Origin of the sequence: Prauserella flavalba (assembly GCF_003202235.1) — a bacterium.
GTDB lineage: Bacteria > Actinomycetota > Actinomycetes > Mycobacteriales > Pseudonocardiaceae > Prauserella_A > Prauserella_A flavalba.
Genome location: NZ_MASU01000002.1, coordinates 703,284 through 727,500, shown reverse-complemented (window position 1 = coordinate 727,500; position 24,217 = coordinate 703,284). Strand labels below are relative to the sequence as shown.

Here is a 24,217-nt window from a genome sequence, read left to right as displayed (position 1 = left end):
CGCAGCCTGGTGAGGAACGACAGCCAGGCGAGGTCCTCCTCCGAGTAGGCACGCCTGCCCGCCGCGTCCCTCGCGGGCGGTTCGAGGAGATCGATGCGCTCGTAGTACCGAAGAGTGTCGATCGACAACCCGCTACGTCGCGCGGCCTCCGCTATCGAGTAGCTCATACCTGCGACGGTACGACCTGGAGCGCGCTCCAGGTCAACTCCGCGATCCCGGTGTCCGCCCGTTTCATAACAGCGTCCCGATAAGGTGCTCGACATGCCACGCCCGAAGACGCACGACGAGGCATTGCGGGGCCGCCTGCTCGACCGCGCGAGCGAACTACTCGCCGCGGAGGGGGCCAAGGCACTGAGCCTGCGCAGGCTCGCGACGGACGTGCAGACGTCCACCACCGCCGTCTACTCCCTCTTCGGGAGCAAGCCCGGCCTGGTCAACGCCCTCTACTCGGAGGGCTTCCAGCGGTTCGACGAGCGGCTGCGGTCCGTACCGCGGTGCGGCGACCCGGTGGAGGACGTCGTGCGCCTCGGGCTCGCCTACCGCGACAGCGCACTGGCCCACCGGCGCCTCTACTCCGTCATGTTCACCAACGCGGTGCCCGGCTTCGAGCCCGACGACCAGGCGAGCAAGCTCGCCATGAACGCGTTGCAGCCGCTGTGGGACGTGGTCGCCGACGGGATCGCCGCGGGCGTGTTCGCCGACGTCCCCACCGAGGTGATCGCCGTGAGCTCCTGGGCCTGCGCCCACGGGCTCGTCTCGCTCGAGCTGAACGAGACGCTCCCCCGCGAGATCGACTTCTGCCGCGCCTACGAGCGCTCCATCAGGGCCAACGCCAACGGCTGGCGTCGCTAGACGGCGCCGTACTGCCGGTCACCGGCGTCGCCGAGGCCCGGGACGATGAAGCCCGAGTCGTTGAGCCGCTCGTCGATGCTCGCGGTCACCACCCGCACCGGCAGCCCGGAATCCTCCAGGAGCTTGAGGCCCTCGGGGGCCGCCAGCGCGCACACCGCCGTGACGTCGGTGGCCCCGCGCCCGGTGAGCAGGCGGATCGTGTACTCCATCGAGCCACCCGTCGCCAGCATCGGGTCGAGCACGAACACCGGCCGGTCGGCCAGCGACTCCGGCAACGACTCCATATAAGGGGTCGGCCGCAGGGTCTCCTCGTCGCGGGCGAGCCCGACGAAACCCATCTGCGCGTCCGGGATCAGCTTGTGCGCCTGGTCGGCCATGCCAAGGCCGGCCCTCAGCACCGGGACCAGGAGCGGCGGGTTCGCCAGCCGGTAGGCGTCGGTACGCGCGACCGGCGTGTGGATGCGCTCGGTGACCAGCGGAGCCTCCCGCGTGGCCTCGTAGACCAGCATCAGGGTGAGCTCGTGCAGCGCCGCGCGGAACGCCGCGCTGTCGGTGCGGGCGTCGCGCATGGTGGACAGGCGTGCCCGCGCCAGCGGGTGTTCGACGACGAGGACGTCCATGGTCGACACCCTAATCAGTTCCCGCGCTCCTGTAGCCGACGATGACCCGGAACTCAAGTCCGCTCGCTAGGGTGTACCCGTGACAGAACAGCCTGGGGCTCGCGATCCGAAACAGCTGCGCGCGTCGGACGCCGACCGGGAACGGGTGGCGCAGCTGCTGCACAACGCGATGGGCGAGGGCCGGATCACGATGGCCGAGCTCGAGGAGCGACTCGGTACCGTGTACGCGGCCAAGACGCTCGGCGAGCTCGAGCCCGTGGTCGAGGACCTGCCCGGCATGGTGGCCGTTCCGCAGGCCGCCACGCAGCTGCCCGCCGTCTCGCAGTCCCGCTCCCCGGAGACGCGGATCGGCGGGAAACCGGGGTCGACGACCTCGATCGCGATCATGTCCGGGGTCAGCCGCAAGGGCAACTGGGTCGTGCCGCCGCAGCACAACAGCTTCGCGTTCTGGGGCGGCACCGAGATCGACCTGCGCAAGGCCCGCTTCGCCGAGCGGCACTCGACGATCACCGCCGTGGCGATCATGGGCGGCGTGGAGATCACGGTGCCCGACGACATCCACGTCGAGGTCACCGGCATCGGCATCATGGGCGCCTTCGAGACCACCGACAAGAAGGGCGCGGCCCCCGAGGACTCCGTACCGCCCGACGCGCCGACGGTGAAGATCAACGGCTTCGCCTTCTGGGGCGCCGTCGACGTGCGCCGGGTCCCCCGCGATCCGAAGCGCAAGCAGGTCGAGAAGTAAGAACGCCACCCGCGAACGGGCGTCCGGCTACGCTCGTGCGCATGGCAACACCCACCTTGCCGGCCGAGCTCTCCGACGCCACGAGCGACGAGCGAAGCCTGCGCCGGTTCCTGCACGGCCTGCCCGGCGTCGACCAGGTCGGCGTCGAACAGCGGGCGGCGGGCCTCGGCACCCGCAGCATCAAGAAGGGCTCCAAGCTCCAGGCGATCGACACGGCCATCTCGATGGTCGACCTGACGACGCTCGAGGGCGCGGACACGCACGGAAAGGTGCGCGCGCTGGCCGCCAAGGCCCGCCGCCCCGACCCCGAGCGGCCGGACACCCCGCGGGTCGCGGCCGTGTGCGTGTACCCGGACCTCGTCGCCACCGCGGTCGAGGCGCTGGTGGGCACGGGCATCGGCGTCGCGAGCGTCGCCACGGCGTTCCCCTCGGGCCGGTCGAGCCGGGAGGTCAAGCTCGCCGACGTCGCACTCGCCGTGCGCTCCGGCGCCACCGAGGTCGACATGGTGATCGATCGCGGCGCGTTCCTGGAGGGCCGCTACGGGCAGGTGTTCGACGAGATCCAGGCCGTCAAGGCCGCGTGCGGTGACGCCCACCTCAAGGTCATTCTCGAGACCGGCGAGCTGGCGACCTACGACAACGTGCGGCGGGCGTCGTGGCTCGCCCTGCTCGCGGGCGGTGACTTCATCAAGACGTCCACCGGCAAGGTCTCCCCCGCCGCGACGTTGCCGGTGACGCACGTGATGCTGCAGGCGGTGCGCGACTGGTACACCACGACCGGCGAGCTGCGCGGCGTGAAGCCGGCGGGCGGCATCCGGACCACCAAGGACGCGATCCGCTACCTCGTCGCCGTGCACGAGGTGGCCGGGCCGGACTGGCTGACGCCGTCGCTGTTCCGCTTCGGCGCGTCCAGCCTGCTCAACGACCTGCTGCTGCAACGCCGCACCCAGCTGGACGGCCACTACAGCGGCCCCGACTACGTGACGGTGGACTGACATGAGCACGTGGGAGTACGCACCCGCGCCCGAGTCGCGCGAGATCGCCGGCCTCAAGCCGACCTACCGGCCGTTCATCGGCGGTGAGTTCGTTGACGGCACCGGGGAGCCGCTCAAGAGCGTCAACCCGGCGACCGAGGAGGTGCTCGCCGAGGTCGGCACGGCATCGGCGTCCGATGTGGACGCCGCCGTGAAGGCCGCGCGCAGGGCCTACGACAAAGCGTGGCGCAGGATGCCGGGCACCGAGCGCGCCAAGTACCTCTTCCGCATCGCGCGGCTCATCCAGGAGCGTTCGCGCGAGCTCGCGGTGCTGGAGACACTCGACAACGGCAAGCCCATCAAGGAGTCCCGCGACGCCGACGTCCCCACCGCGGCCGCGCACTTCTTCTACCACGCCGGGTGGGCCGACAAGCTCGACTACGCCGGGTTCGGGCCCGACCCGCAGCCACTCGGCGTCGCCGGGCAGATCATTCCGTGGAACTTCCCGCTCCTCATGCTCGCGTGGAAGATCGCCCCGGCGCTGGCGACCGGCAACACGGTGGTGCTCAAGCCCGCGGAGACCACGCCGCTGACGGCGCTGGTGTTCGCCGAGATCTGCCAGCAGGCCGACCTCCCTCCGGGCGTGGTGAACATCGTGCCCGGTGCGGGCGACATCGGCGCCGAGCTGGTGAACCACGCCGGGATCGACAAGATCGCGTTCACCGGGTCGACCGAGGTCGGCAAGCTCATCCAGCGTTCGGTGGCGGGCACGCCCAAGCGGCTCACGCTGGAGCTGGGCGGCAAAGCGGCCAACGTCGTGTTCGACGACGCCCCGCTCGACCAGGCCGTCGAGGGCATCGTCAACGGCATCTTCTACAACCAGGGGCACGTCTGCTGCGCCGGTTCGCGGCTGCTCGCGCAGGAGTCCGTGGTGGACGAGCTGCTGGAGAAGCTGCGCTACCGCGTCTCGACGCTGCGGCTCGGCGATCCGCTCGACAAGAACACCGACATCGGCGCGATCAACTCCGCGGAGCAGCTGGCGAAGATCCGCGAGCTGACCGAGTCGGGCGTGGCAGAGGGCGCCGAGCGGTGGACGAGCCCATGCCCGGTGCCCGAGCGCGGTTTCTTCTTCGCGCCGACGGTGTTCTCGAACGTCGAGCAGTCGATGCGCATCGCCCGCGAGGAGATCTTCGGCCCCGTGCTGTCGGTGCTGACGTTCCGCACCCCCGCCGAGGCCGTCGCCAAGGCCAACAACACGCCGTACGGGCTGTCGGCCGGTATCTGGACCGAGAAGGGGTCGCGGATCCTGTGGATGGCGAACCGGCTGCGCGCTGGCGTGGTCTGGGCCAACACGTTCAACCGGTTCGATCCCACCGCTCCGTTCGGCGGGTACCAGGAGTCGGGCTTCGGGCGCGAGGGCGGCCGGACCGGGCTGGAGGGCTATCTCGATGTCTGACAACAGGATCTCCGTCGCCAAGACGTACAAGCTCTACGTCGACGGCAAGTTCCCGCGCTCGGAGTCGGGGCGCACCTACCCCGTGACCGACTCGAAGGGCACGTTCCTCGCCAACGCAGCGCACGCCTCCCGCAAGGACGTGCGCGACGCCGTGGTCGCCGCACGCAAGGCGTTCGACGGCTGGTCCGGCGCGACCGCCTACAACCGGGGCCAGGTGCTGTACCGGGTCGCGGAGATGATGGAGGGCCGCCGGGAGCAGTTCGCCGCCGAGGTGGCCGCCTCCGAGGGGCTCCCCTCGCGCAAGGCGCAGTCCGTTGTAGACGCCGCCGTGGACCGGTGGGTGTGGTACGCGGGCTGGACGGACAAGATCGCGACCGTGCTCGGGGCGGCCAACCCGGTGGCGGGGCCGTACTTCTCGTTCACGGTGCCGGAGCCGACCGGGGTGGTCGGCGTGCTGGCGCCGCAGGAGTCGTCGCTGCTCGGGCTGGTGAGCGTGGTGGCTCCCGTGCTCGCGACCGGGTGCACGGCGGTGGTGGTGAGCAGCGCCGATCGGCCGCTGCCCGCGGTCACGCTGTCGGAGGTGCTGGCGACGTCGGACGTGCCCGCGGGTGTGGTGAACGTGCTGACCGGGCGGGCGGGCGAGTTGGGCCCGTGGCTGGCCTCGCACGGAGACGTCAACGCCATCGATCCGACCGGCGCGGGCCCCGTGGGCCGGGTGGAGATCGCCCGCGAGGCGGCGGGCACCGTCAAGCGCGTGCTGGCCGTTCCGGAGGACGAACCCGACTGGACCCGGCGTCCCGACATCGCCCGCCTGCGGCGTTACCTGGAACCGAAGACGGTCTGGCACCCGATGGGCGTCTGACCCCGGCGCGAGTCGTGCGTTCCCGCGCGCGAGTCGTGCGTTCCCGCGCGCGAGTCGTGCGTTCCCGCGCGCGAGTCGTGCGTTCCCGCGCGCGAGTCGTGCGTTCCCGACGGCGAGTTGTGCGTTCCCGGGCGCGGCGCGTCGACTCGCCGACGTGCCCGAACGCACAACTCGCGGGCCTGAACGCACGACTCGCGAGTCTGAACGCACGACTCGCGAGCCTTAGTGCTGGTTGACGTTCGTGATGTGGAGGACGGCGGCGCCGGTTTCGTCGGAGGCGGTGAGGTCCACGTCGGCGTTGATGCCCCAGTCGCGGTCTCCGGAGGGGTCGTCGAGGATCTGCCGCACGCGCCACACGTCCGGCTCCTTCTCGATCATGAACAGTGCGGGGCCGCGCGCGTCGGGGCCCGTGCCGATCTCGCCGTACTCCTCGAAGTAGCCGGCGAGCGCGTCCTCCCACGCGTCGGCGTCCCAGCCGGAACCGGCGTCGAGGGAGCCGAGCGTCTCGTAGTCCCGCCTCGCGGCCAGCTCGACCCTGCGGAACAGCTCGTTGCGCACGAGCACGCGGAACGCCCGCTCGTTGCGCGTGACCGGCGGCGGGCCCTCGGGCACCCCGTGCGGCCGCTCGCCGACCTCCTCCGGATGCCGCAGCGCCTCCCACTCGTCGAGCAGGCTCGAGTCGACCTGCCGCACGAGCTCGCCCAGCCACTCGATGAGGTCCTGCAACGGCTCCGTCTTGGCGTCGTCGGGCACGGTCCTGCGCAGCGCGTCGTAGGCGTCGGCGAGATACCGCAGCAGCACGCCCTCGGAGCGGGCGAGGCCGTAGAAACCGATGTACTCCACGAAGTTCATCGCGCGCTCGTACATGTCGCGCACGACCGACTTCGGCTCCAGCTCGTAGTCGGCGACCCACGGATGCCCCTGCCGGTAACGCGAGTACGCCGCCCGCAGCAGCTCCTCCAGCGGCCGGGGGTAGGTGACGTCCTCGAGCAGCTCCATCCGCTCGTCGTACTCGATGCCCTCGGCCTTCATGGCGGCGATGGCCTCGTTGCGCGCCTTGAACTGCTGCTGCGACAGCACCTGCTTCGGGTTGTCCACCGTGGACTCCACGATGGACACGACGTCGAGCGCGTAGACCGGTGAGTCGGGGTCCAAGAGCTCGATCGCGGCGAGCGCGAGCGGCGACAGCGGCTGGTTGAGCGCGAAGTCGAACTGCAGGTCGACGGTCAGCCGCACGATCCGGCCCTGCTCGTCGGGCTCGTCGAGCTGCTCCACGACGCCCGCCGCGAGCAGTGCCCGGTAGATCGCGATCGCCCGCAGGATGTGCCTGCGCTGCGCGGGCCGGTCCTCGTGGTTGTCCTCCAGCAGGTGCCGCATGTGCTCGAAGGCATTGCCGGGCCGCGAGATCACGTTGAGCAGCATCGAGTGGCTGACGGCGAAGCTCGACGTCAGCGGCTCGGGCTCGGCGGCGACGAGCCGCTCGAAGGTGCTCTCAGTCCAGTTGACGAAGCCCTCGGGCGCCTTCTTGCGGACGATCTTGCGCTTCTTCTTGGGATCGTCGCCCGCCTTCTCCAGCGCCTTGGCGTTCTCGATGACGTGGTCGGGCGCCTGCACGACCACGTAGCCGTCGGTGTCGTAGCCCGCCCGGCCCGCCCGGCCTGCGATCTGGTGGAACTCCCTGGCCTTGAGGTGCCGCTGGCGCACGCCGTCGAACTTCGTCAGCGCCGAGAGCACCACAGTGCGGATGGGCACGTTGATGCCGACGCCGAGCGTGTCGGTGCCGCAGATGAGCTTGAGCAGTCCCGCCTGCGCGAGCTGCTCGACCAGGCGCCGGTACTTCGGCAGCATCCCGGCATGGTGGACGCCGATGCCGTGGCGCACCAGCCGCGACAGCGTCTTGCCGAAGCCCGCCGAGAACCGGAAGTCGCCGATCGCCTCCGCGATGGCGTCCTTCTCCGCGCGCGTGGTGACGTTGATGCTCATCAGCGCCTGCGCCCGCTCGACGGCCGCGGCCTGCGAGAAGTGCACGACGTACACCGGGGCCTGCCCGGAGTGCAGCAGCTCGGACACCGTCTCGTGCATGGGCGTGAGCGCGTAACGGAACGTCAGCGGCACGGGACGTTGCGCCGAGGTCACGACGGCCGTCGACCGCCCGGTGCGCCGCGTCAGGTCCTTCTCGAAGAACGTGACGTCGCCGAGCGTGGCGGACATGAGCACGAACTGTGCCCGCGGTAGCTCCAGCAGCGGCACCTGCCACGCCCAGCCGCGGTCCGGCTCGGAGTAGTAGTGGAACTCGTCGGCCACGACCTGCCCCACGTCGGCCTCGGCACCGAGCCGCAACGCGATGTTCGCCAGGATTTCCGCCGTGCAGCAGATGATGGGCGCGTCGGGGTTCACGTTGGAGTCGCCGGTCATCATGCCGACGTTGTCGGCGCCGAGGATGTCGATGAGCGAGAAGAACTTCTCCGAGACCAGCGCCTTGATGGGGGCCGTGTAGAAACTGCGCCTGCCCTGCGCGAGCGCCGTGAAGTGCGCGCCCACGGCCACCAGGCTCTTTCCCGAACCCGTCGGCGTGGACAGGATGACGTTGGCCCCCGAGACCACCTCGATCAGCGCTTCCTCTTGTGCCGGGTACAGCTCGAGGCCACGCTGGGAGGTCCAGGTGGAGAACGCGTCGAAGAGGGCGTCGGGGTCCGCGGCGTCCGCTCCGGTGGGCAGCTGGTCAGTGAGGAAGTCAGTCATCGTGGTTTCAGATCGTGCCTGGTGACCCACCGCAGGTGCCAGCGGGTATCGCACTCCCGTCGAGCGTACCCGGGCTGCCCGGTATGACGGGGTGACCGGATGCGAGGGGTGATCGCGGAGCGCGGCGGGAACCCGTAGGCTTCGCGTATCGCGTTCGGTTCGGCACTGCATCGGGTCGGCACGCGCACAGGTGGTTTCCGGAGGGCGGAATGGCACAGGACATCATCCCGATCGAGCTCGGGCTGCCACAAGGCGATCTGGTGACCCTGTGGGCACCACGATGGCGAGAGGACGGCGAGGAGTGGGAGGCGTTCCTCGGTGACGAGGACGACCTCTACGCGTTCCCCGACGCGGCACACCTGGCCGCGTTCGTCCGTACCGCCGAGCAGCACGACCTCATCGACCACCCGGCGTGGGAGGCCGTGCCCGAGCTGAACGTCCCCGAGCTGATCCCCGACGACGACCACTCGTACGACCTGGTCGGCGTTCCGGAGATGGTCGCGGAGGAGCCCGACTCCTGGACCCTGTCCGAGCTGGCGGAGATCGTCGGCATCGTCCGCTCGCTCGCCGACGTGTGCGAGCTGGACGAGGTGCACGAGATCCTCGACGGCTGCGAGGGCTTCTCGCTGCTGGACCAGGGCCAGCTGCCGTTCACCGGCCGCGAGGGCGCCCGGCTCTGGAACGACCTGTCCGAGACGGTCTCCGAGAAGTGGGACGTCATCCTCGACACGATCGACGAGCTGGTGACCGTGCCGGCCGTGGACGCGGCGACTCTGGAGCAGACCGCCGAGGAGCTGGCCGCGTTCCACGAGGAGTCGGCCGAGTCCGAGGCCGGTGTGGACACCGAGGACGAGGACCTGGACACGGTGGACTCCGAGTCCGACGGTGACACGGCGGAAGACGACCAGGACGACGAGCCCGTCGGCTTCTGGGGTGAGGTCGGCATCGACCCGATCAAGATCGTGCTGTCGGAGAAGGAGTACTTCACGCTGCGCTGCTACCTCGACGACGAGCCGATCTTCCTCGGCTCGGACGGCCGGATCGAGGTGTTCGGCTCCGAGAAGGCGCTCGCGCGCAAGCTCGCCGACGGCGCGGAGCTCGCCGACACCGACCTCGCCGAGGTGTCCACTTGGGACGAGGTGCTGACCAAGGCGACCGCGGGTGAGCTGGAGATCGACGTCGACCCCGACAACACCTACGTGCTGGCCGGGCTGGACGCCGACATCGCCGAGGGGCTCGACGCGATCGACCCGACCCAGCTGGAGCTGGCGGTGGAGCTGCTCACCGACGCGGCCGACTGGGCGGACGACGACAGTGTCTCGACGGCGCTGGCGACCTCGGAGAGCCTGGGCTGGCTGGTGTCGTTCGTGCTGCGGCCTGACCCGACACGTCTCGCGCCGAGCCCGCCGTTCGACGCCGAGCAGAAGGCGTGGCAGGGCCTCGTCGAGTCCTTCGAGGACCGCCTCCGCCTGAACTGACCTCGACGTTTTTGCCCCCAAGGCCACCTTTGTTGCGCTCAACGCAACAAAGGTGGCCTTGGGGGCCGTTTTGCGTCAGCAGGGTTCGGCGCGGACCGGGGTGAGCCAGATGGCGGCGACCGGGAAGAGGGCGACCAGTCCGAACGCCAGTGCGTAGTTCGACTCGCCGATCACCAGTCCGAGCAGGGGCGGGGTGAGCACGGCGGCGACGTTCTGCGCGGTGTTCTGCGCGCCCATCGCCCTGCCCGCCCACGCGAGACCGGCGAGCTCGGCCGACGCGGTGAAGCCGAGGCCGTTGTCGCTGACCGTGATCACGCCGGCGAGCACGATCGCGAGCACCACGAGCCAGGGCCAGCTCACGTCGCCCAGCGCCACGAGCAGCATCACGGCGGCGCTGGCGACCGCGAGCACCCGCATCGGACGCAGCCTGCTGGCGACGCGGTCGGACCAGTAGCCGGTGGCGAGCCTGCCGAGCGCGCCGAGCCCCTGTACGACCGCGAGGAACCAGCCCGCCGCGAGCGGGCTCCAGCCATGTATCGCGACGAGGTAGATGGGCGCGAACGCCGACACCGTGAACTGCGGGATGACGAGCAGCGCGCTGGCTCCGTGCAGGCGCCACAGCGTCGGCGTGCGGTACGGCGACGCGGGCGCGGGACCAGACGGGTCCTTCGGCGGCCGCGGCGGATCGGTGACCAGCAGTGCCACGAGCAGTGCGACGACGAGCGCGAACGCGGCCGGGAACACCACCGCCACCCGGAACCCGAAGTGCTCGGCCAGCGGCGGGAGGGCGAGCGCGGCGACGCCGACCCCGAGCGGCTGTGCGGTCTGCCGGATGCCCATCGCCATCCCGCGCTCGTGCGCGCCGAACCAGCCCATCACCACCCGCCCGCTCGCGGCGTTCACCGACGCCGTGCACGCGCCTGCCGCGACGAACAGGGCGAACAGCACCGCGAGCGAGTGCGTGCCCAGTGCGGCGACGAGCAGTAGCGCCCCGGAGAGCCCGAGGCCCAGCGCCATGATCAGCCGCTCGCCATAGCGGTCGGCCGCCGCGCCCCACGCGATGAGGGTCAGCAGCAGCCCGATACTCGGCGCAGCCACCACCGCCCCGGCTTCACCCAATGTGAGGTTTTCGGCCTCGCTCATCGCCGGGACGAGGAACGGGATGCCGTAGAGGAACGCGCAGCTCGCCGTCTGGGCGGCGTGCCCGAGGCCCAGCACGAGCCAGCGCCTGCGGCCGATGGTGTGCTGCTCCACGCCCGTCATCTACGTCCCACTATCTGAGAAAGGTCTCTTACATAGTGGACTTTACTTCGCAAGGCTAAACAACGCAAGGGTTTCGACGTCACCCCTCGCGCGGTTCAGACCAGCGCGGCGTAGCCCGGTTTGATCACGTTATTGATCAAGTCCAGCCGTTGATCGAAATCGATGAACGCCGATTTCATGGCGTTGATCGTGAACCACTGGACGTCGGCCCAGCCGAAGCCGAACGCCTCGGAGAGCGCGGCGAACTCCGACGACACGGAGCAACCGCTCATCAACCGGTTGTCCGTGTTGACCGTAACGCGGAAGCGCAGCTTCGCCAGCAGCCCGATGGGATGCTCGGCGATCGAGGCCACCGCGCCGGTCTGCACATTGGATGAAGGGCAGATCTCCAGCGGGATGCGCCGGTCCCTGACGTACGCGGCCAGCCTGCCGAGCTGGACCTCGCCGTCGGCCGACGTCTTGATGTCGTCCACGATGCGGACGCCGTGGCCGAGCCGTTCGGCACCGCAGTGCTGAATGGCCTCCCAAATCGACGCGAGCCCGAAAGCCTCGCCCGCATGAATCGTGAAATGCGCATTGTTCACGCGCATGAATTCGAATGCGTCGAGATTCCGGGTGGGCGGAAAACCGGCCTCGGGACCGGCGATGTCGAATCCCACCACGCCGGCGTCCCGATAGCGCACGGCGAGCTCGGCGATCTCCGCCGCCCGCGCGTGCTGGCGCATCGCGCACAGCAGCGTGCCGGTGCGGATCCGGTGCCCGTTGGCCTCAGCACGGCGCTCACCCTCCGTGAAACCCGCCTGAACAGCCTTAATCACCTGATCGAGTGAGAGGCCGCGCTCGACGAACAGCTCCGGCGCGTACCGGACCTCCGCGTAGACGACACCGTCGTCCGCCAGGTCCTCCACGCACTCCGCGGCGACGCGGATCAGCGCGTCCTCGGTCTGCATGACGCCGCAGGTGTGCGCGAACGTCTCCAGGTACGACTCCAGCGAGCCGGAGTTCGCCGCCTCCTGGAACCAGCGGCCCAGCTCGGCGACGTCGTGGGTCGGCAGCCCCTCGTAACCGGTCGATTGGGCCAGTTCAACGATGGTGCGCGGGCGCAACCCGCCGTCCAGGTGGTCGTGGAGCAGCACCTTCGGGGCCTTGCGCAGGTCGTGCACGGTAAGGACGGTTCTCGTCGACATGCTGCGACGGTACCGCCGGCCGGCCGGGAACTCTCACGCTCGACTTAACCCTCAGGGCCGTTGACCATTTCGTTATTCGAGCCTCCGAGTTGCACGTCGCCGCCGAATTCACGGGGGCGATACCCCGAGCAATTGCGCGGTAGATAAGCTGCCGCCCACGTCCCATCTTTTCCCCGCCGATGAAGGACAACCGCAGTGACGACTGACAACCACCTCGCAGCCCCGTCCTTCGACCGGATGCGCAACATGTTGGTGCGCGCGGCCGAGGTCCGAGAGAGCGAGCAGCAGCAGATCTTCGACGCGCTCGACGACATCTACGCCCGGCTCGCGCCGGTCGACTCGCTGGGCGCGGTGCGCAAGCGGCTGTCCGAGCTGCCCGACCGCACCGAGGTCAGCGTGCTGGCCGAGCGTCTCGACGAGGCCATGACCCGGCTCGAGGCTCAGGACAACGCGCTCGCCGACCTCGCGCGGGCGGTCGAGTCCATCGTCGACAAGCTGGCGAAGCCCTTCGCCCAGCTGGACGGCAGGCTCGACGGGGTCGCGGCCCGCTTCGAGGGCGTCGCCGGCCGCATGGACGGGCTCGAGGACAAGCTCGAGAACATCCACCGCAGGCTCGACGAACTCGGCGGCCACCTCGACAAGCAGGACGACAAGCTCGACGCGATGCCGACCTCCGTCGGCGGCCCGGTGCGCGAGCGCATCGACACGCTGGAGTCGGGTCTCAAGGAGCGCGTCGAGCGCCTCGACTCCGAGACCAAGGAGCGGATCGGCAGCACCACCGACACGCTGCGCTCGGCGCTGACCGAGACGGCCGAGACGGTGGACGCTTCCGAGCGCCTCGACACCCTCGGCGAGCGCCTCGAGCGCGTCACCAACCGGCTCGACGACCTGGCAGGCCGACTCGACAAGGTCGAGGAGGGCTTCACGGCCCAGCTCGGCGACCTCGACGGCTCGGTGAAGTCCGGGCTGGCCAAGGTCGAGGGCACGCTGTCGAAGCAGCCCGACAACGACTACTTCAGCTCCGTGGTGCGCAAGAGCAACGAGGAGTCGGAGCGCCGCATCGGCGGCCAGCTCGACGAGGCCATGGCGACGTTCGCGGAGCTGATGCTCGGCGGCGGGCCCGCCCCGCAGACCGTGGCCGTCGCGCCGCCCGCGCCGAGGCAGCCGCGCCGCCGCAACGGCAGGACCCAGAAGGGCGCCGAGTCGAAGGCCAAGACCAACGGCTCGGACGCCGACTCCGACGACTGAGCCTCACCGCTCAGCCCACATGCAGTGAAGGCCACCATGCCTCCGTTCAACGCAGGCATGGTGGCCTTCACTGCGTTCGGGGTCAGCCTCGGATGAGGTCCAGGACTGTGCCTTCGGCGGCGCCGGGGTTGTGGCGCTGGGTGAGGTCGTAGGAGCCGCTGAGCGCGTCGAGAGCGGCCGGAACCGCCTCGGGGGTGTCGGTGTGCAGCTCCAGTAACGGTTGCCCGCGCTCGACGCGATCACCGGGCTTGGCGAGGCAGCGCACGCCCGCCGCGAGCTGCACCGGGTCCTCCTTGCGTGCCCTGCCCGCGCCGAGCCGCCACGCCGCGACGCCCACCGCGTACGCGTCGAGGCGCGCCAGCACGCCGGATTCCGGCGCCTCCACCACGTGCACGTGAGCGGGCTTCGGCAGCTCCGCGTCCGGGTCGCCGCCCTGCGCGTGGATCATCCGGCACCACGTCTCGTACGCCTCCCCCGACGCCAGCACCTCGGCCGGGTCGACATGGGACAGTCCCGCCAGGGTGAGCATCTCCCTGGCCAGCGCGAGCGTCAGCTCCACGACGTCGGCAGGGCCGCCGCCCTTGAGCACCTCAACGGCCTCGACGACCTCGACGGCGTTGCCGACCGCGGAGCCCAGCGGTGTGCTCATGTCCGTCAGCAGCGCCGTGGTGGCGACCCCGTGCGCGGCCCCGATGTCGACGAGCGCCCTCGCGAGCGAACGGGCCTGCCGGATCGTCTTCATGAACGCACCGGAGCCGACCTTCACGTCGAGCACGAGCGCCCCTGAGCCCTCCGCGATCTTCTTGCTCATGATCGAGCTGGCGATGAGAGGCACCGACTCGACGGTGGAGGTGACGTCGCGCAGGGCGTACAGCTTGCGGTCGGCGGGCGCGAGCGTCGGGGTGGCCGCACAGACGACCGCGCCGACCTCGGCGAGCTGCCTGCCGATCTCCTCCGCCGACAGCTCGGCCCGCCAGCCGGGGATGGACTCGAGCTTGTCGAGCGTGCCACCCGTGTGCCCGAGCCCCCGGCCGGACAGCTGCGGCACCGCGGCACCGCACGCGGCGACGAGCGGCGCCAGCGGCAACGTGATCTTGTCGCCGACGCCGCCCGTCGAGTGCTTGTCCACGGTCGGACGTGCCACGTGCAGGGAGAGCCGCTCGCCTGAGTCGATCATGGCTCCGGTCCAGCGGGCCGTCTCGGCCGAGTCCATCCCGTTCAGGAAGATGGCCATCGCGAGCGCGGCCATCTGCTCCTCCGCCACCACCCCGCGGGTGTAGGCGTCGACGACCCACTCGATCTGCTCGGCCGAGAGCCGCTCCCCGTCTCGTTTGGCGCGGATGACGTCGACAGCGGCGAACGGTTCCATGATGGTCACCCCGGGAGGTCGGCGGGCCCGAAAGCGTCGGGCAGCACCTGTGACATCGCCAGGATGCCGCTCGGTGTGTCCACGAGGCACGTCGGGCCGCCGAGCTCGAACAGGATCTGCCTGCACCGTCCGCACGGCATCAGCAGCTCACCGGTGCCGCTGCGGCACGCGACGGCGACGAGCCTGCCGCCGCCGGAGAGCCGCAGCTGCCCCGCCATCGTGCACTCGGCGCAGAGGCCGAGCCCGTAGGAGGCGTTCTCGACGTTGCAGCCGGTGACGAGTCTGCCGTCGTCGACCAGCCCGGCGACGCCGACCTGCAGGCCGGAGTACGGCGCGTACGCCAGCAGGGCCGCACGCACCGCCTCCTGCCTCAGCGCCTCCCAGTCGGGGGCCGGCGCGGTCATCCGCCCTCGCCCCTGCGGTAGGTCCTGCCGATCCACTTCGGAACGCGCAGCCGTTGCGCCGCGAGCGAGAGCACCAGCAGCGTCACGACGTACGGCGCCGCACTGACGAGCTCGGGTGGCACCTGGTCGGTGAGCGCGAACCAGAGGATGAACAGCGCACCGATCACGGTCGCCACGCCGGCCACGACGTAGCGCTTGGCGCGCAGCTGCACCACGGCGAGCACCAGCAGAGCGATGCCGAGCAGCAGGAGCAGGGCGTGCACCGCCCCCTCACCACGCAGCTGCATGGCGTCGGTATAGCCGAACAGCCCCGCACCCGCGGCGACCCCGCCCGGCCGCCAGTTGCCGAAGATCATCGACGCGAGGCCGATGTAGCCGCGGCCGCCGGTCTGGCCGTCGCGGAACTGGCTGGAGGCCACCGCGAGGATCGCCCCGCCGAGCCCGGCCAGCGCGCCCGACATCGTGATGGCCGCGTACTTGTACTTGTAGACGTTCACGCCGAGCGACTCCGCGGCGTGCGGCGCCTCGCCGCACGAGCGCAGCCGCAGCCCGAACGCCGTCCGCCACAGCACGTACGCGGTGACGAAGAACAGCACCACGGCGAGCAGGGTCAGCAGCGACACGTCCGTGGTGAGCCCGCGCAGCAGGCCCGCCAGGTCGGACACGAAGAACCACTGCTGCTGCTCGATGTCGGCGAGCACCGACGAAAGGCCGGGGATCGTCACGTGCGGGACGTCCTCGATCGGCGGTGACTGCTTCTGGCCGCCGCCGGGGGCGTCGGTGAAGTACAGCTTCGCGAGGAACAGCGTCAGGCCGGGCGCGGCGAGAGTGATCGCGACACCGGAGATGATGTGGTCGACGCCGAAGGTGACCGTGGCGACCGCGTGGATCAGACCACCGACGGCGCCGAGGACCACGCCGGCGAGGACGCCCGCCCACGGGCCCCACTGCCAGCCGAAGAGCCCGGCGCCGAACGTGCCGAGCACCATCATCCCCTCGAGACCGATGTTGATCACACCCGCGCGTTCTGACCACAGCCCGGCCAGGCCGGCGAGCGCGATCGGCACGGCCGCGGTCAGCGCGGCGGCCACCGTGCCGCTGGAGGTCAGGTTGCCCGCACCCGTGAGGACGCGGACCAGCGACACCACGAGGAGTGCCGCGATGGCGAGGAGGAAGTAGATCATCGGCGAGGTGCGCCTGCGCGGGGGCGCGACGGTTTCCTGGACGCCGACGGCGAGTCCGCTCGCACTCATGCCTGCACCTCCTCGGGGGTCTTCGTCGTGCCCAGGGCCCGCCCGACGTCACGCTGTTCGAGCCGCAGCTTGTAGCGGCGCACCAGCTCGTAGGCGATGACGACCGACAGCACGATCACGCCCTGCATGATCACCACGATCTCCTTGGGCACGCCGGACAGATCCAGCACGTTCGACGTCTGGTCCAGCGCGCCCCACAGGAACGCGGCGAAGGCCATGCCGATGGGGTGGTTGCGGCCGAGCAGCGCGATCGCGATGCCCGTGAAGCCCAGGCCCGCGGGGAAGTCCAGCGAGTACGAGTGCGACGCGCCGAGCAGCTGCGGCATGCCGACGAGCCCGGCGACGGCACCCGAGAGCAGCATGCTCGCGAGCACCATCTTCTTGACGTTCACGCCGCTCGCGACGGCCGCGGACTCCGACTCGCCGGTCGCCTTGAGGTCGAAGCCGAACCGGGTGCGGTTGAGCATGAACCAGTAGGCCACGCCGACCACGGCGGCCAGCACGATCAGTCCGAAGACGTCCGAAGAGGACCCGGAGTACGGGATGCCCGGCACCTGGCCGCCCTCGGTGATCGGAGCCGTGCCGATGTTGTTGCTGCCCGCCACCGTGACCGCGAGGCGGTCGGGGTTGAGCAGAAACGCCACGAGCGCCGTCGCGATCGCGTTGAGCATGATCGTCGAGATGACCTCGCTCACGCCGCGCGTGACCTTGAGGAACCCGGCGATGCCCGACCAGATCGCGCCGACGAGCATCGCGGCGAGGATGGTCATGAGGATGCGCAGCACCGACGGCAGCGACTCCATGAAGGAGGCACCGGCGAGCGCGGCCGCGAGCATCGCGGCGAGCCGGTACTGCCCGTCGACGCCGATGTTGAACAGGCGCATCTTGAAGCCGATCGCCACCGCGACCGCCGACAGGTAGTACGTCGTGGCGCTGTTGAGCGAGTTCGCGACGGTGCGCGGCCGTTCGAGCGAGCCGATCATGTCCTCGGCGACGTCGAAGGGCTGGTGCCCGGTGATCGAGAGGATGACACCGCACACCAGCAGCGCGAAGACGAGCGCTCCGACCGGCGCCGCGAGGCCCAGCCCGACCGAGCGCAGAGATATGCGTCCCATCAGCTTTCTTCTCCGTCCCCGGCGCCGGTCATGGCCGAGCCGAGTTCCTCCGGCGTGACGGCCTTCGGGTCGTAGGAGGCGACGAGCCTGCCCCGCAGGATCACCGCGAGGCTGTCGGACATGCCGATCAGCTCGTCGAGGTCGGCCGAGATCAGCAGCACGGCCAGCTGCTCGGCGCGGGCCTTGCGGATCTGCTCCCAGATCGCGGCCTGCGCGCCGACGTCGACACCGCGCGTGGGGTGCGAGGCGATCAGCAGCACCGGGTTGCCACTCATCTCCCTGCCGACGATCAGCTTCTGCTGGTTTCCGCCGGAGAGCGAGCCCGCGAGCACGTCGATGTTCGGGGTGCGGACGTCGTACTCGTCGACGATCCGCTGGGTGTCGGCCCGCGCGCCCGAGCGGTTGAGCAGCAGCCCGCGCACGCTCGGCGCCTTGGTCTGGTGGCCGAGGATGCGGTTCTCCCAGAGCGTCGCCTCCAGCAGCACGCCCTGGCGGTGCCGGTCCTCCGGGATGTAGCCGATGCCGGCGTCACGGCGTTTGCGGGTGGACAGCTTCGTGATGTCCTCGCCCCGCAGGGCGATCCGGCCCGCCTGCAGCGGGCGGATGCCCATCAGCGCCTCGACGAGCTCGGCCTGCCCGTTGCCCTCGACGCCCGCGATGCCGAGCACCTCGCCCGCGTTGATGGTGACGGACATGCCCTCCAGCACCGTGCGGCCGTCGGGTGAGGTCACCGTGAGGCCCTCGGCCTCGAGCACCGGGGTGTCGGTGACGGTCGACTCGCGCAGCTCCGGCACCGGCAGCGCACTGCCGACCATCAGCTCGGCCAGCTGGCGGGCAGTCACGTCGCCGGGTGCGACGCTCGCGACCGTGGTGCCCCTGCGCATGACCGTGATGTCGTCGGCGACCGAGAGCACCTCGTCGAGCTTGTGCGAGATGAACAGGATCGTGAGGCCCTCAGCCTTCAGCTCGCGCAGGTTGCCGAACAGCTCGTCGACCTCCTGCGGCACGAGCACCGCCGTCGGCTCGTCGAGGATGAGGATCCGCGCGCCCCGGAAGAGGACCTTGAGGATCTCGACGCGCTGACGCTCGCCGACGCCGAGCTCGTCGACGAGCCGGTCGGGGTCGACGCCGAGCCCGTAGCGGGCGGAGATGTCCTTGATCTTGGCGCGGGCGGCCTTGAAGTCGATGCCGCCGCCCCCGCGCGGCTCGTCGCCGAGCACGACGTTCTCGAGCACGGTGAGGTTGTCGGCGAGCATGAAGTGCTGGTGCACCATGCCGATGCCCACCGCGATCGCGTCCGCGGGGGTGTGAAAGTCGCCCTGCGTGCCGTCGATGGAGATGGTGCCCTCGTCGGGCCGCTGCATCCCGTAGAGGATCTTCATCAGCGTCGACTTGCCCGCGCCGTTCTCACCGACGAGCGCGTGCACGGTTCCGGTCCGGACCGCCACGTTCACGTCGGCGTTCGCGACGACGCCGGGGAAGCGTTTGGTGATGCCTCTGAGCTCGACGGCGAGCGCTGATTCGCTGCTGCTGATGGTGCACGCTCCTTGCCGGTGCTACGCGAAGGCCGACGGACCCGGGGGATCGCCCCGGGGCCGCCGGCTCGCGTCGGAAATGCCGCTTAGGTGGTCGAGGGGACCTTGATCTCGCCCGAGATGATCTTCTGCTTGTACTCCTCGAGCCGCGGCGTGATGTCGTCGATCTTGCCGCCGCTCGTGGCGTACTGCACACCACCGGCCTCGAGGTCGTAGACCTTGTTGCCCGCCTTGAACTGGTTGTCGTTCACCGACTTGATGAAGTCGTAGACGGCGACGTCGACGCTCTTGACCATCGAGGTGATGATCACGTCCTTGACGTCAGCCAGCGACGGCAGGTTGTACTGGTCGGAGTCGACGCCGATGCCCATCGCGCCCTTGTCCTTGGCGGCACGGAAGACACCGCTGCCCGAACCGCCGGCGGCGGCGTAGACCACGTCGGCGCCCGCGTCGAGCATGCCGTTCGCGGCGGTCTCGCCCTTGGCGGGGTCGTTGAACCCGCTGAAGTCCGGCGGCTGGGTCAGGTACTTGACCTGCACTGTCGCGTCGGGCTTCACGGCCTTGACGCCCGCCTGGTAGCCGGCCTCGAACTTCTGGATCAGCGGGGTGTTGACCCCGCCGACGAAGCCGACGTTGCCGGTCTTGCTCTTCAGCGCCGCGGCCACGCCCACGAGGAAGGAGCCCTGCTCCTCGGCGAAGGTCAGGTTCGCGATGTTGGGGCCGTCGTCGGTGCCCGGCGTGTAGTCGTCGATGATCGCGAACTTCACGTCGGGGTAGTCCTTGGCGACCTTGCCGAGGGGGCCCGCGTAGGCGAAGCCGACCGCGATGATCGGGTTGTAGCCGCCCTCGGCCAGCTGCCGGAGCCGGTCCTCCTTCTGGGCGTCGGTCTCCCCCTGGCTGGCCTCCAGCTCGGTGGCCTCGATGCCGAACTCCTGCTTGGCCTTGTCGAGGCCACGAGCCGCGGAGTCGTTGAACGACTGGTCGCCCCGGCCGCCGATGTCGTAGGCCAGCCCGATCTTGAGCCCGCCCTCTCCACCGCCTCCGGCACCGCTGTCGTCGCCGCCACCGCCGCACGCGGACAATGCCAGCACGCCGGCCATGGCGATTGCCGCCAGCGCTCCACCACGCTTTCGACGCACGGTGTCTCTCCCTCCCCGCTGTATGCGCGGACCAACTGAGAACGGCCCGACTCTCCTGCCGGGCCGACTGGCGAACCGTACCGCTCTGTGAGATTTCGGGCATGCAATTGCCACCGCGCGTAACCCAAATGTTTACTCAAGGGTTCGGCTAGCGACTGACTGCACACGGTATGTGACCGACCGCTGGGTTCCACGATTCAGTGAAGACAGTGTGAAGAGACGTGGCACACGTCCGTTGTGCTGCTCAGTGTCTGGTCCATCACAGACGACAACCCGAGGTTGAGCCGGGTCGACGCTGCAGGTCTAGCATCCCCTCGTATCCACGCTCGACGACCCTGACCACGGCAAAGTCGCGGTCCGCCGGGCAAAGTCCATCAGTGACGTTGGAGGCCGTACACCGATGTCCACCACTGCGAGCACCGCCGCCGAGGCGGGAGCGAGTGATCGGGCTGGCGCCTCACGCCGGAGCGGAACGTTCTACCGCGGCGACCCCGGCATGTGGTCCTGGGTGCTGCACCGCATCACCGGCGTGCTCACCTTTTTCTTCCTGTTCGTCCACGTTCTCGACACCGCGCTCGTCCGGGTCTCGCCGAACGCGTACGACGAGGTCATCGAGACCTACAAGTCCCCGGTCGTCAACCTGCTCGAGGTCGCGCTCGTCGGCGCCGTGCTCTACCACGCGTTGAACGGCCTCAGAGTGATCCTCGTGGACTTCTGGTCCAAGGGACCGAAGTACCAGCGCCCCATGCTCTGGGGCATCGTCGGCATCTGGGTCGTCGTGATGATCCCGGGCACCTACTTCATGCTCGAGCGCACGGTCAGCGAGCTCTTCGGAGGCGGGCACTGATGGCAGACAGCACTTCCGCGCTCGCGCTCGACAAGCCGCGCTCCCCGCGCAGGCCGGCCGCCCGGCGCAACAACTTCGAGCTCTACAGCTGGGTGTTCATGCGCATCTCCGGCCTCGCGCTGGTGGTGCTGGTGCTCGGCCACCTGTTCATCATGAACATCCTCGACGGGGGTGTGCACCGCATCAACTTCGCGTTCGTCGCGGGCCGCTGGTCCTCGCCGTTCTGGCAGTTCTGGGACCTGTCGATGCTCTGGCTCGCCCAGCTGCACGGCGGCAACGGGCTGCGCACGATCATCGACGACTACGCCCGCAAGGACAACACGCGCTTCTGGCTGAAGATGCTGCTCTACGTGGCGATGGCCGTCATCCTCGTGCTCGGCACGCTGGTGGTCTTCACGTTCGATCCCGACATCCCGGCCAGCTGAGCCCACCACACGGAGTTCGCACATCATGCAGTTTCACAAGTACGACGTGGTGATCGTCGGAGCCGGCGGCGCCGGCATGCGCGCGGCAATCGAAGCGGGCCAGCGCTCTCGCACGGCGGTGCTCACCAAGCTCTACCCCACGCGCTCGCACACCGGCGCCGCGCAGGGCGGTATGTGTGCCGCGCTGGCGAACGTCGAAGAGGACAACTGGGAGTGGCACACCTTCGACACGGTCAAGGGTGGCGACTACCTCACCGACCAGGACGCCGCGGAGATCATGGCCAAGGAGGCCATCGACGCGGTGCTCGACCTCGAGAAGATGGGGCTGCCGTTCAACCGGACCCCCGAGGGCAAGATCGACCAGCGGCGTTTCGGCGGTCACACGCGTGACCACGGCAAGGCGGCGGTGCGCCGCTCCTGCTACGCGGCCGACCGCACCGGTCACATGATCCTGCAGACGCTGTACCAGAACTGCGTCAAGCACGGCATCGAGTTCTTCAACGAGTTCTACGTGCTCGACATCGCGCTCACCGAGACCGCCGACGGCCCGGTGGCCTCCGGCGCGATCGCCTACGAGCTCGCGACCGGCGAGATCCACGTCTTCCAGGCCAAGTCGATCGTGTTCGCCACGGGCGGCTTCGGCAAGGTCTTCAAGACGACGTCCAACGCGCACACCCTGACCGGCGACGGCATGGGCATCTACGCGCGCAAGGGCCTGCCGCTGGAGGACATGGAGTTCTACCAGTTCCACCCGACCGGCCTCGCCGGCCTCGGCATCCTGCTCACCGAGGGTGCCCGCGGTGAGGGCGCGATCCTGCGCAACGAGTCGGGCGAGCGGTTCATGGAGCGCTACGCCCCCACCATCAAGGACCTCGCGCCGCGCGACATCGTCGCCCGCTCGATGGTGCTCGAGGTGCTGGAGGGCAGGGGCGCGGGCCCGAACAAGGACTACGTGTACCTCGACTGCACCCACCTCGGTGCGGAGGTGCTGGAGACGAAGCTGCCCGACATCACCGAGTTCGCGCGCACGTACCTCGGCGTCGACCCGGTGAAGGAGCCCGTGCCGGTGTACCCCACCGCGCACTACGCGATGGGCGGAATCCCGACCAACGTGCACGGCGAGGCGCTGCGGGACAACGAGCACGTCATCCCCGGCCTCTACGCCGCGGGTGAGGTCGCCTGCGTGTCCGTGCACGGAGCCAACCGGCTCGGCACCAACTCGCTGCTGGACATCAACGTGTTCGGCCGCAGGGCCGGCATCGCCGCCGCCGAGTACGCGCAGGGCCGCGAGCACGTCGAGCTGCCCGAGGACCCGGCGAAGCTGGTCGAGGGCATGGTCGAGCACCTGCGCACCGCGCACGGTGGCGAGCGCGTCGCCGACATCCGCACCGAGCTGCAGCAGACGATGGACGCCAACGCGGCGGTGTACCGCACCGAGGACACGCTGAAGCAGGCGCTCACCGACGTGCAGGCGCTCAAGGAGCGCTACGGCCGGATCTCGGTGCAGGACAAAGGCAAGCGGTACAACACCGACCTGCTGGAAGCCATCGAGCTGGGCTTCCTGCTCGACCTCGCCGAGCTGCTCGTCAACGCGGCGCTGGCCCGCAAGGAGTCCCGTGGCGGTCACGCCCGCGAGGACTACCCGAACCGGGACGACGTCAACTTCATGCGGCACTCGATGTCGTACAAGATCCTGCCGGAGAAGGAGGACCCGGACGCCCCGCTGGGCCTCAACGGGTTCATCTCGGACATCCGGCTGGACTACAAGCCGGTGACCTTCACCCGGTACGAGCCGATGGAGCGCAAGTACTGATGACCGCTGTAGCTGAGAGCACTGTTCACGACACGTCGCAGATCCCGGCGCCGGAGGGTTCGCTCACCGTCACGGTGAAGATCCAGCGCTTCAACCCGGAGATCGACGACGAGCCGCACTGGGAGTCCTACGACGTCCCGGCGCTGCCGACGGACCGCGTGCTGAACCTGCTGATGAACATCAAGAACTACGTGGACGGCACGCTGTCGTTCCGTCGTTCGTGCGCGCACGGCATCTGCGGGTCGGACGCGATGCAGATCAACGGCATCAACCGCCTCGCGTGCAAGGTGCTCGTGAAGGACCTGCTGGCCAAGAAGGGCAAGCAGACCACCATCACGGTCGCGCCGATCAAGGGCCTGCCGACGATGAAGGACCTCTACGTCGACATGGAGCCCTTCTTCGAGGCCTACCGCGCGGTGAAACCGTACCTCATCGCCTACGGCAACGAGCCGACGCGCGAGCGGATCCAGTCGGCTGCCGACCGGGAGCGCTTCGACGACACGACCAAGTGCATCCTGTGCGCCTGCTGCACCTCGTCGTGCCCGGTGTACTGGGCGGACGGGTCGTACTTCGGCCCCGCCGCGATCGTCAACGCGCACCGGTTCATCTTCGACTCGCGGGACGAGGGCGCCGAGGAGCGGCTGGACATCCTCAACGACGCCGAGGGCGTGTGGCGCTGCCGCACGACGTTCAACTGCACCGACGCCTGCCCCCGTGGCATCCAGGTGACCAAGGCGATCCAGGAGGTCAAGCGCGCGCTGCTCTTCAAGCGCGTCTGACCCCTTCCGCCGACGCTCCCCAAGGCCACCTTTGTTGCGATCAACGCAACAAAGGTGGCCTTGGGTGCATTGGGGGCTACTCCTGTGGGCGCAGGCGGGCGGGGTGAGGTG

General features: G+C 69.5%; 22 protein-coding genes (1 of these 22 running past the window's edge). 11 read left to right on the top strand and 11 right to left on the bottom strand.

Annotated features, from left to right (window positions below):
* Positions 1-167 carry the beginning of a MerR family transcriptional regulator gene (locus BA062_RS05895; protein ID WP_110334966.1) on the bottom strand. It extends 226 nt beyond the left edge of the window, so 167 of the gene's 393 nt are visible here — the first part of the coding sequence; the start codon lies at positions 165-167; the stop codon falls past the left edge of the window.
* Between the two features lie 94 nt (positions 168-261).
* Here BA062_RS05895 and BA062_RS05890 point away from each other — a divergent pair, with 94 nt between their 5' ends.
* Positions 262-852 (top strand): TetR/AcrR family transcriptional regulator, encoded by a 591-nt coding sequence (locus tag BA062_RS05890; RefSeq protein ID WP_110334965.1) that lies wholly within the window; start codon positions 262-264, stop codon positions 850-852.
* On the opposite strand, the gene upp is transcribed toward BA062_RS05890, so the two are convergent.
* Positions 849-1,472, bottom strand: coding sequence for a uracil phosphoribosyltransferase (gene upp, locus BA062_RS05885; RefSeq protein WP_110334964.1), 624 nt, complete (start codon positions 1,470-1,472; stop codon positions 849-851). The two genes, BA062_RS05890 and upp, sit on opposite strands and share 4 nt — an antisense overlap.
* A gap of 79 nt (positions 1,473-1,551) precedes the next feature.
* Between upp and BA062_RS05880 the strand changes: the two genes are divergently transcribed.
* The 4 genes from BA062_RS05880 to BA062_RS05865 are packed head-to-tail and all read left to right on the top strand — an operon-like array spanning position 1,552 to position 5,509.
* Positions 1,552-2,217 carry a DUF1707 SHOCT-like domain-containing protein gene (locus tag BA062_RS05880; RefSeq protein ID WP_110334963.1) on the top strand — a complete coding sequence of 222 codons (666 nt, stop codon included), beginning with the start codon at positions 1,552-1,554 and terminating at the stop codon, positions 2,215-2,217.
* Between the two features lie 41 nt (positions 2,218-2,258).
* On the top strand, positions 2,259-3,212 hold the full coding sequence (gene deoC, locus BA062_RS05875; RefSeq protein ID WP_110334962.1) for a deoxyribose-phosphate aldolase: 954 nt from the start codon (positions 2,259-2,261) through the stop codon (positions 3,210-3,212).
* A 1-nt stretch (position 3,213) separates the two neighbouring features.
* Positions 3,214-4,647: an aldehyde dehydrogenase family protein gene (locus BA062_RS05870; RefSeq protein ID WP_110334961.1), complete on the top strand. Its 1,434-nt coding sequence runs from the start codon at positions 3,214-3,216 to the stop codon at positions 4,645-4,647.
* Positions 4,640-5,509 (top strand): aldehyde dehydrogenase family protein, encoded by an 870-nt coding sequence (locus tag BA062_RS05865; RefSeq protein WP_110334960.1) that lies wholly within the window; start codon positions 4,640-4,642, stop codon positions 5,507-5,509. The genes BA062_RS05870 and BA062_RS05865 overlap by 8 nt, the downstream gene beginning before the upstream one ends.
* 222 nt (positions 5,510-5,731) lie before the next feature.
* Here BA062_RS05865 and BA062_RS05855 read toward each other — a convergent pair whose 3' ends face one another.
* Positions 5,732-8,251 (bottom strand): DEAD/DEAH box helicase, encoded by a 2,520-nt coding sequence (locus BA062_RS05855; protein ID WP_110334958.1) that lies wholly within the window; start codon positions 8,249-8,251, stop codon positions 5,732-5,734.
* 209 nt (positions 8,252-8,460) lie between these two features.
* On the opposite strand from BA062_RS05855, the gene BA062_RS05850 reads away from it, so the two are divergent.
* Positions 8,461-9,729 (top strand): primosomal protein, encoded by a 1,269-nt coding sequence (locus BA062_RS05850; protein WP_110334957.1) that lies wholly within the window; start codon positions 8,461-8,463, stop codon positions 9,727-9,729.
* Positions 9,730-9,804: 75 nt separating this feature from the next.
* Here the strand turns inward: BA062_RS05850 and BA062_RS05845 are convergent, their stop codons facing one another.
* Positions 9,805-10,992, bottom strand: a complete 1,188-nt coding sequence (locus BA062_RS05845; protein WP_110334956.1) for an MFS transporter — start codon at positions 10,990-10,992, stop codon at positions 9,805-9,807.
* 95 nt (positions 10,993-11,087) lie between these two features.
* Positions 11,088-12,179, bottom strand: coding sequence for an adenosine deaminase (locus BA062_RS05840; RefSeq protein WP_110334955.1), 1,092 nt, complete (start codon positions 12,177-12,179; stop codon positions 11,088-11,090).
* Between the two features lie 195 nt (positions 12,180-12,374).
* Here BA062_RS05840 and BA062_RS05835 point away from each other — a divergent pair, with 195 nt between their 5' ends.
* On the top strand, positions 12,375-13,427 hold the full coding sequence (locus tag BA062_RS05835; RefSeq protein WP_110334954.1) for a PA containing protein: 1,053 nt from the start codon (positions 12,375-12,377) through the stop codon (positions 13,425-13,427).
* 82 nt (positions 13,428-13,509) lie between these two features.
* Here BA062_RS05835 and BA062_RS05830 read toward each other — a convergent pair whose 3' ends face one another.
* The 6 genes from BA062_RS05830 to BA062_RS05805 all read right to left on the bottom strand — a co-directional run bounded on the left by BA062_RS05830 (position 13,510) and on the right by BA062_RS05805 (position 20,242).
* On the bottom strand, positions 13,510-14,796 hold the full coding sequence (locus BA062_RS05830) for a thymidine phosphorylase (RefSeq protein ID WP_110335053.1): 1,287 nt from the start codon (positions 14,794-14,796) through the stop codon (positions 13,510-13,512).
* A gap of 5 nt (positions 14,797-14,801) precedes the next feature.
* Positions 14,802-15,200 carry a cytidine deaminase gene (locus BA062_RS05825; protein ID WP_110334953.1) on the bottom strand — a complete coding sequence of 133 codons (399 nt, stop codon included), beginning with the start codon at positions 15,198-15,200 and terminating at the stop codon, positions 14,802-14,804.
* Positions 15,197-16,453, bottom strand: coding sequence for an ABC transporter permease (locus BA062_RS05820; RefSeq protein ID WP_110334952.1), 1,257 nt, complete (start codon positions 16,451-16,453; stop codon positions 15,197-15,199). Before BA062_RS05820 ends, BA062_RS05825 begins: the two co-directional genes overlap by 4 nt.
* Positions 16,450-17,568: an ABC transporter permease gene (locus tag BA062_RS05815; RefSeq protein WP_110334951.1), complete on the bottom strand. Its 1,119-nt coding sequence runs from the start codon at positions 17,566-17,568 to the stop codon at positions 16,450-16,452. Before BA062_RS05815 ends, BA062_RS05820 begins: the two co-directional genes overlap by 4 nt.
* On the bottom strand, positions 17,568-19,103 hold the full coding sequence (locus BA062_RS05810) for an ABC transporter ATP-binding protein (protein ID WP_110334950.1): 1,536 nt from the start codon (positions 19,101-19,103) through the stop codon (positions 17,568-17,570). Before BA062_RS05810 ends, BA062_RS05815 begins: the two co-directional genes overlap by 1 nt.
* Before the next feature lie 86 nt (positions 19,104-19,189).
* Complete coding sequence (locus BA062_RS05805; protein ID WP_210406767.1) at positions 19,190-20,242, bottom strand: BMP family lipoprotein; 1,053 nt, start codon at positions 20,240-20,242, stop codon at positions 19,190-19,192.
* Between the two features lie 400 nt (positions 20,243-20,642).
* Between BA062_RS05805 and sdhC the strand changes: the two genes are divergently transcribed.
* From sdhC to BA062_RS05785, 4 genes are read left to right on the top strand one after another with little or no spacing between them, the layout of a single operon-like run.
* The gene (gene sdhC, locus BA062_RS05800; protein WP_110334948.1) at positions 20,643-21,089 is read left to right on the top strand and encodes a succinate dehydrogenase, cytochrome b556 subunit; all 447 of its coding nucleotides are present in this window, start codon (positions 20,643-20,645) and stop codon (positions 21,087-21,089) included.
* A complete protein-coding gene (locus BA062_RS05795; RefSeq protein WP_110334947.1) occupies positions 21,089-21,514 on the top strand; it encodes a succinate dehydrogenase hydrophobic membrane anchor subunit in 426 nt (141 codons plus the stop codon). The genes sdhC and BA062_RS05795 overlap by 1 nt, the downstream gene beginning before the upstream one ends.
* Positions 21,515-21,539: 25 nt before the next feature.
* Positions 21,540-23,327, top strand: coding sequence for a succinate dehydrogenase flavoprotein subunit (sdhA, locus tag BA062_RS05790; RefSeq protein ID WP_110334946.1), 1,788 nt, complete (start codon positions 21,540-21,542; stop codon positions 23,325-23,327).
* Positions 23,327-24,106: a succinate dehydrogenase iron-sulfur subunit gene (locus tag BA062_RS05785; protein WP_110334945.1), complete on the top strand. Its 780-nt coding sequence runs from the start codon at positions 23,327-23,329 to the stop codon at positions 24,104-24,106. Before sdhA ends, BA062_RS05785 begins: the two co-directional genes overlap by 1 nt.
* Positions 24,107-24,217: the final 111 nt, after the last annotated feature.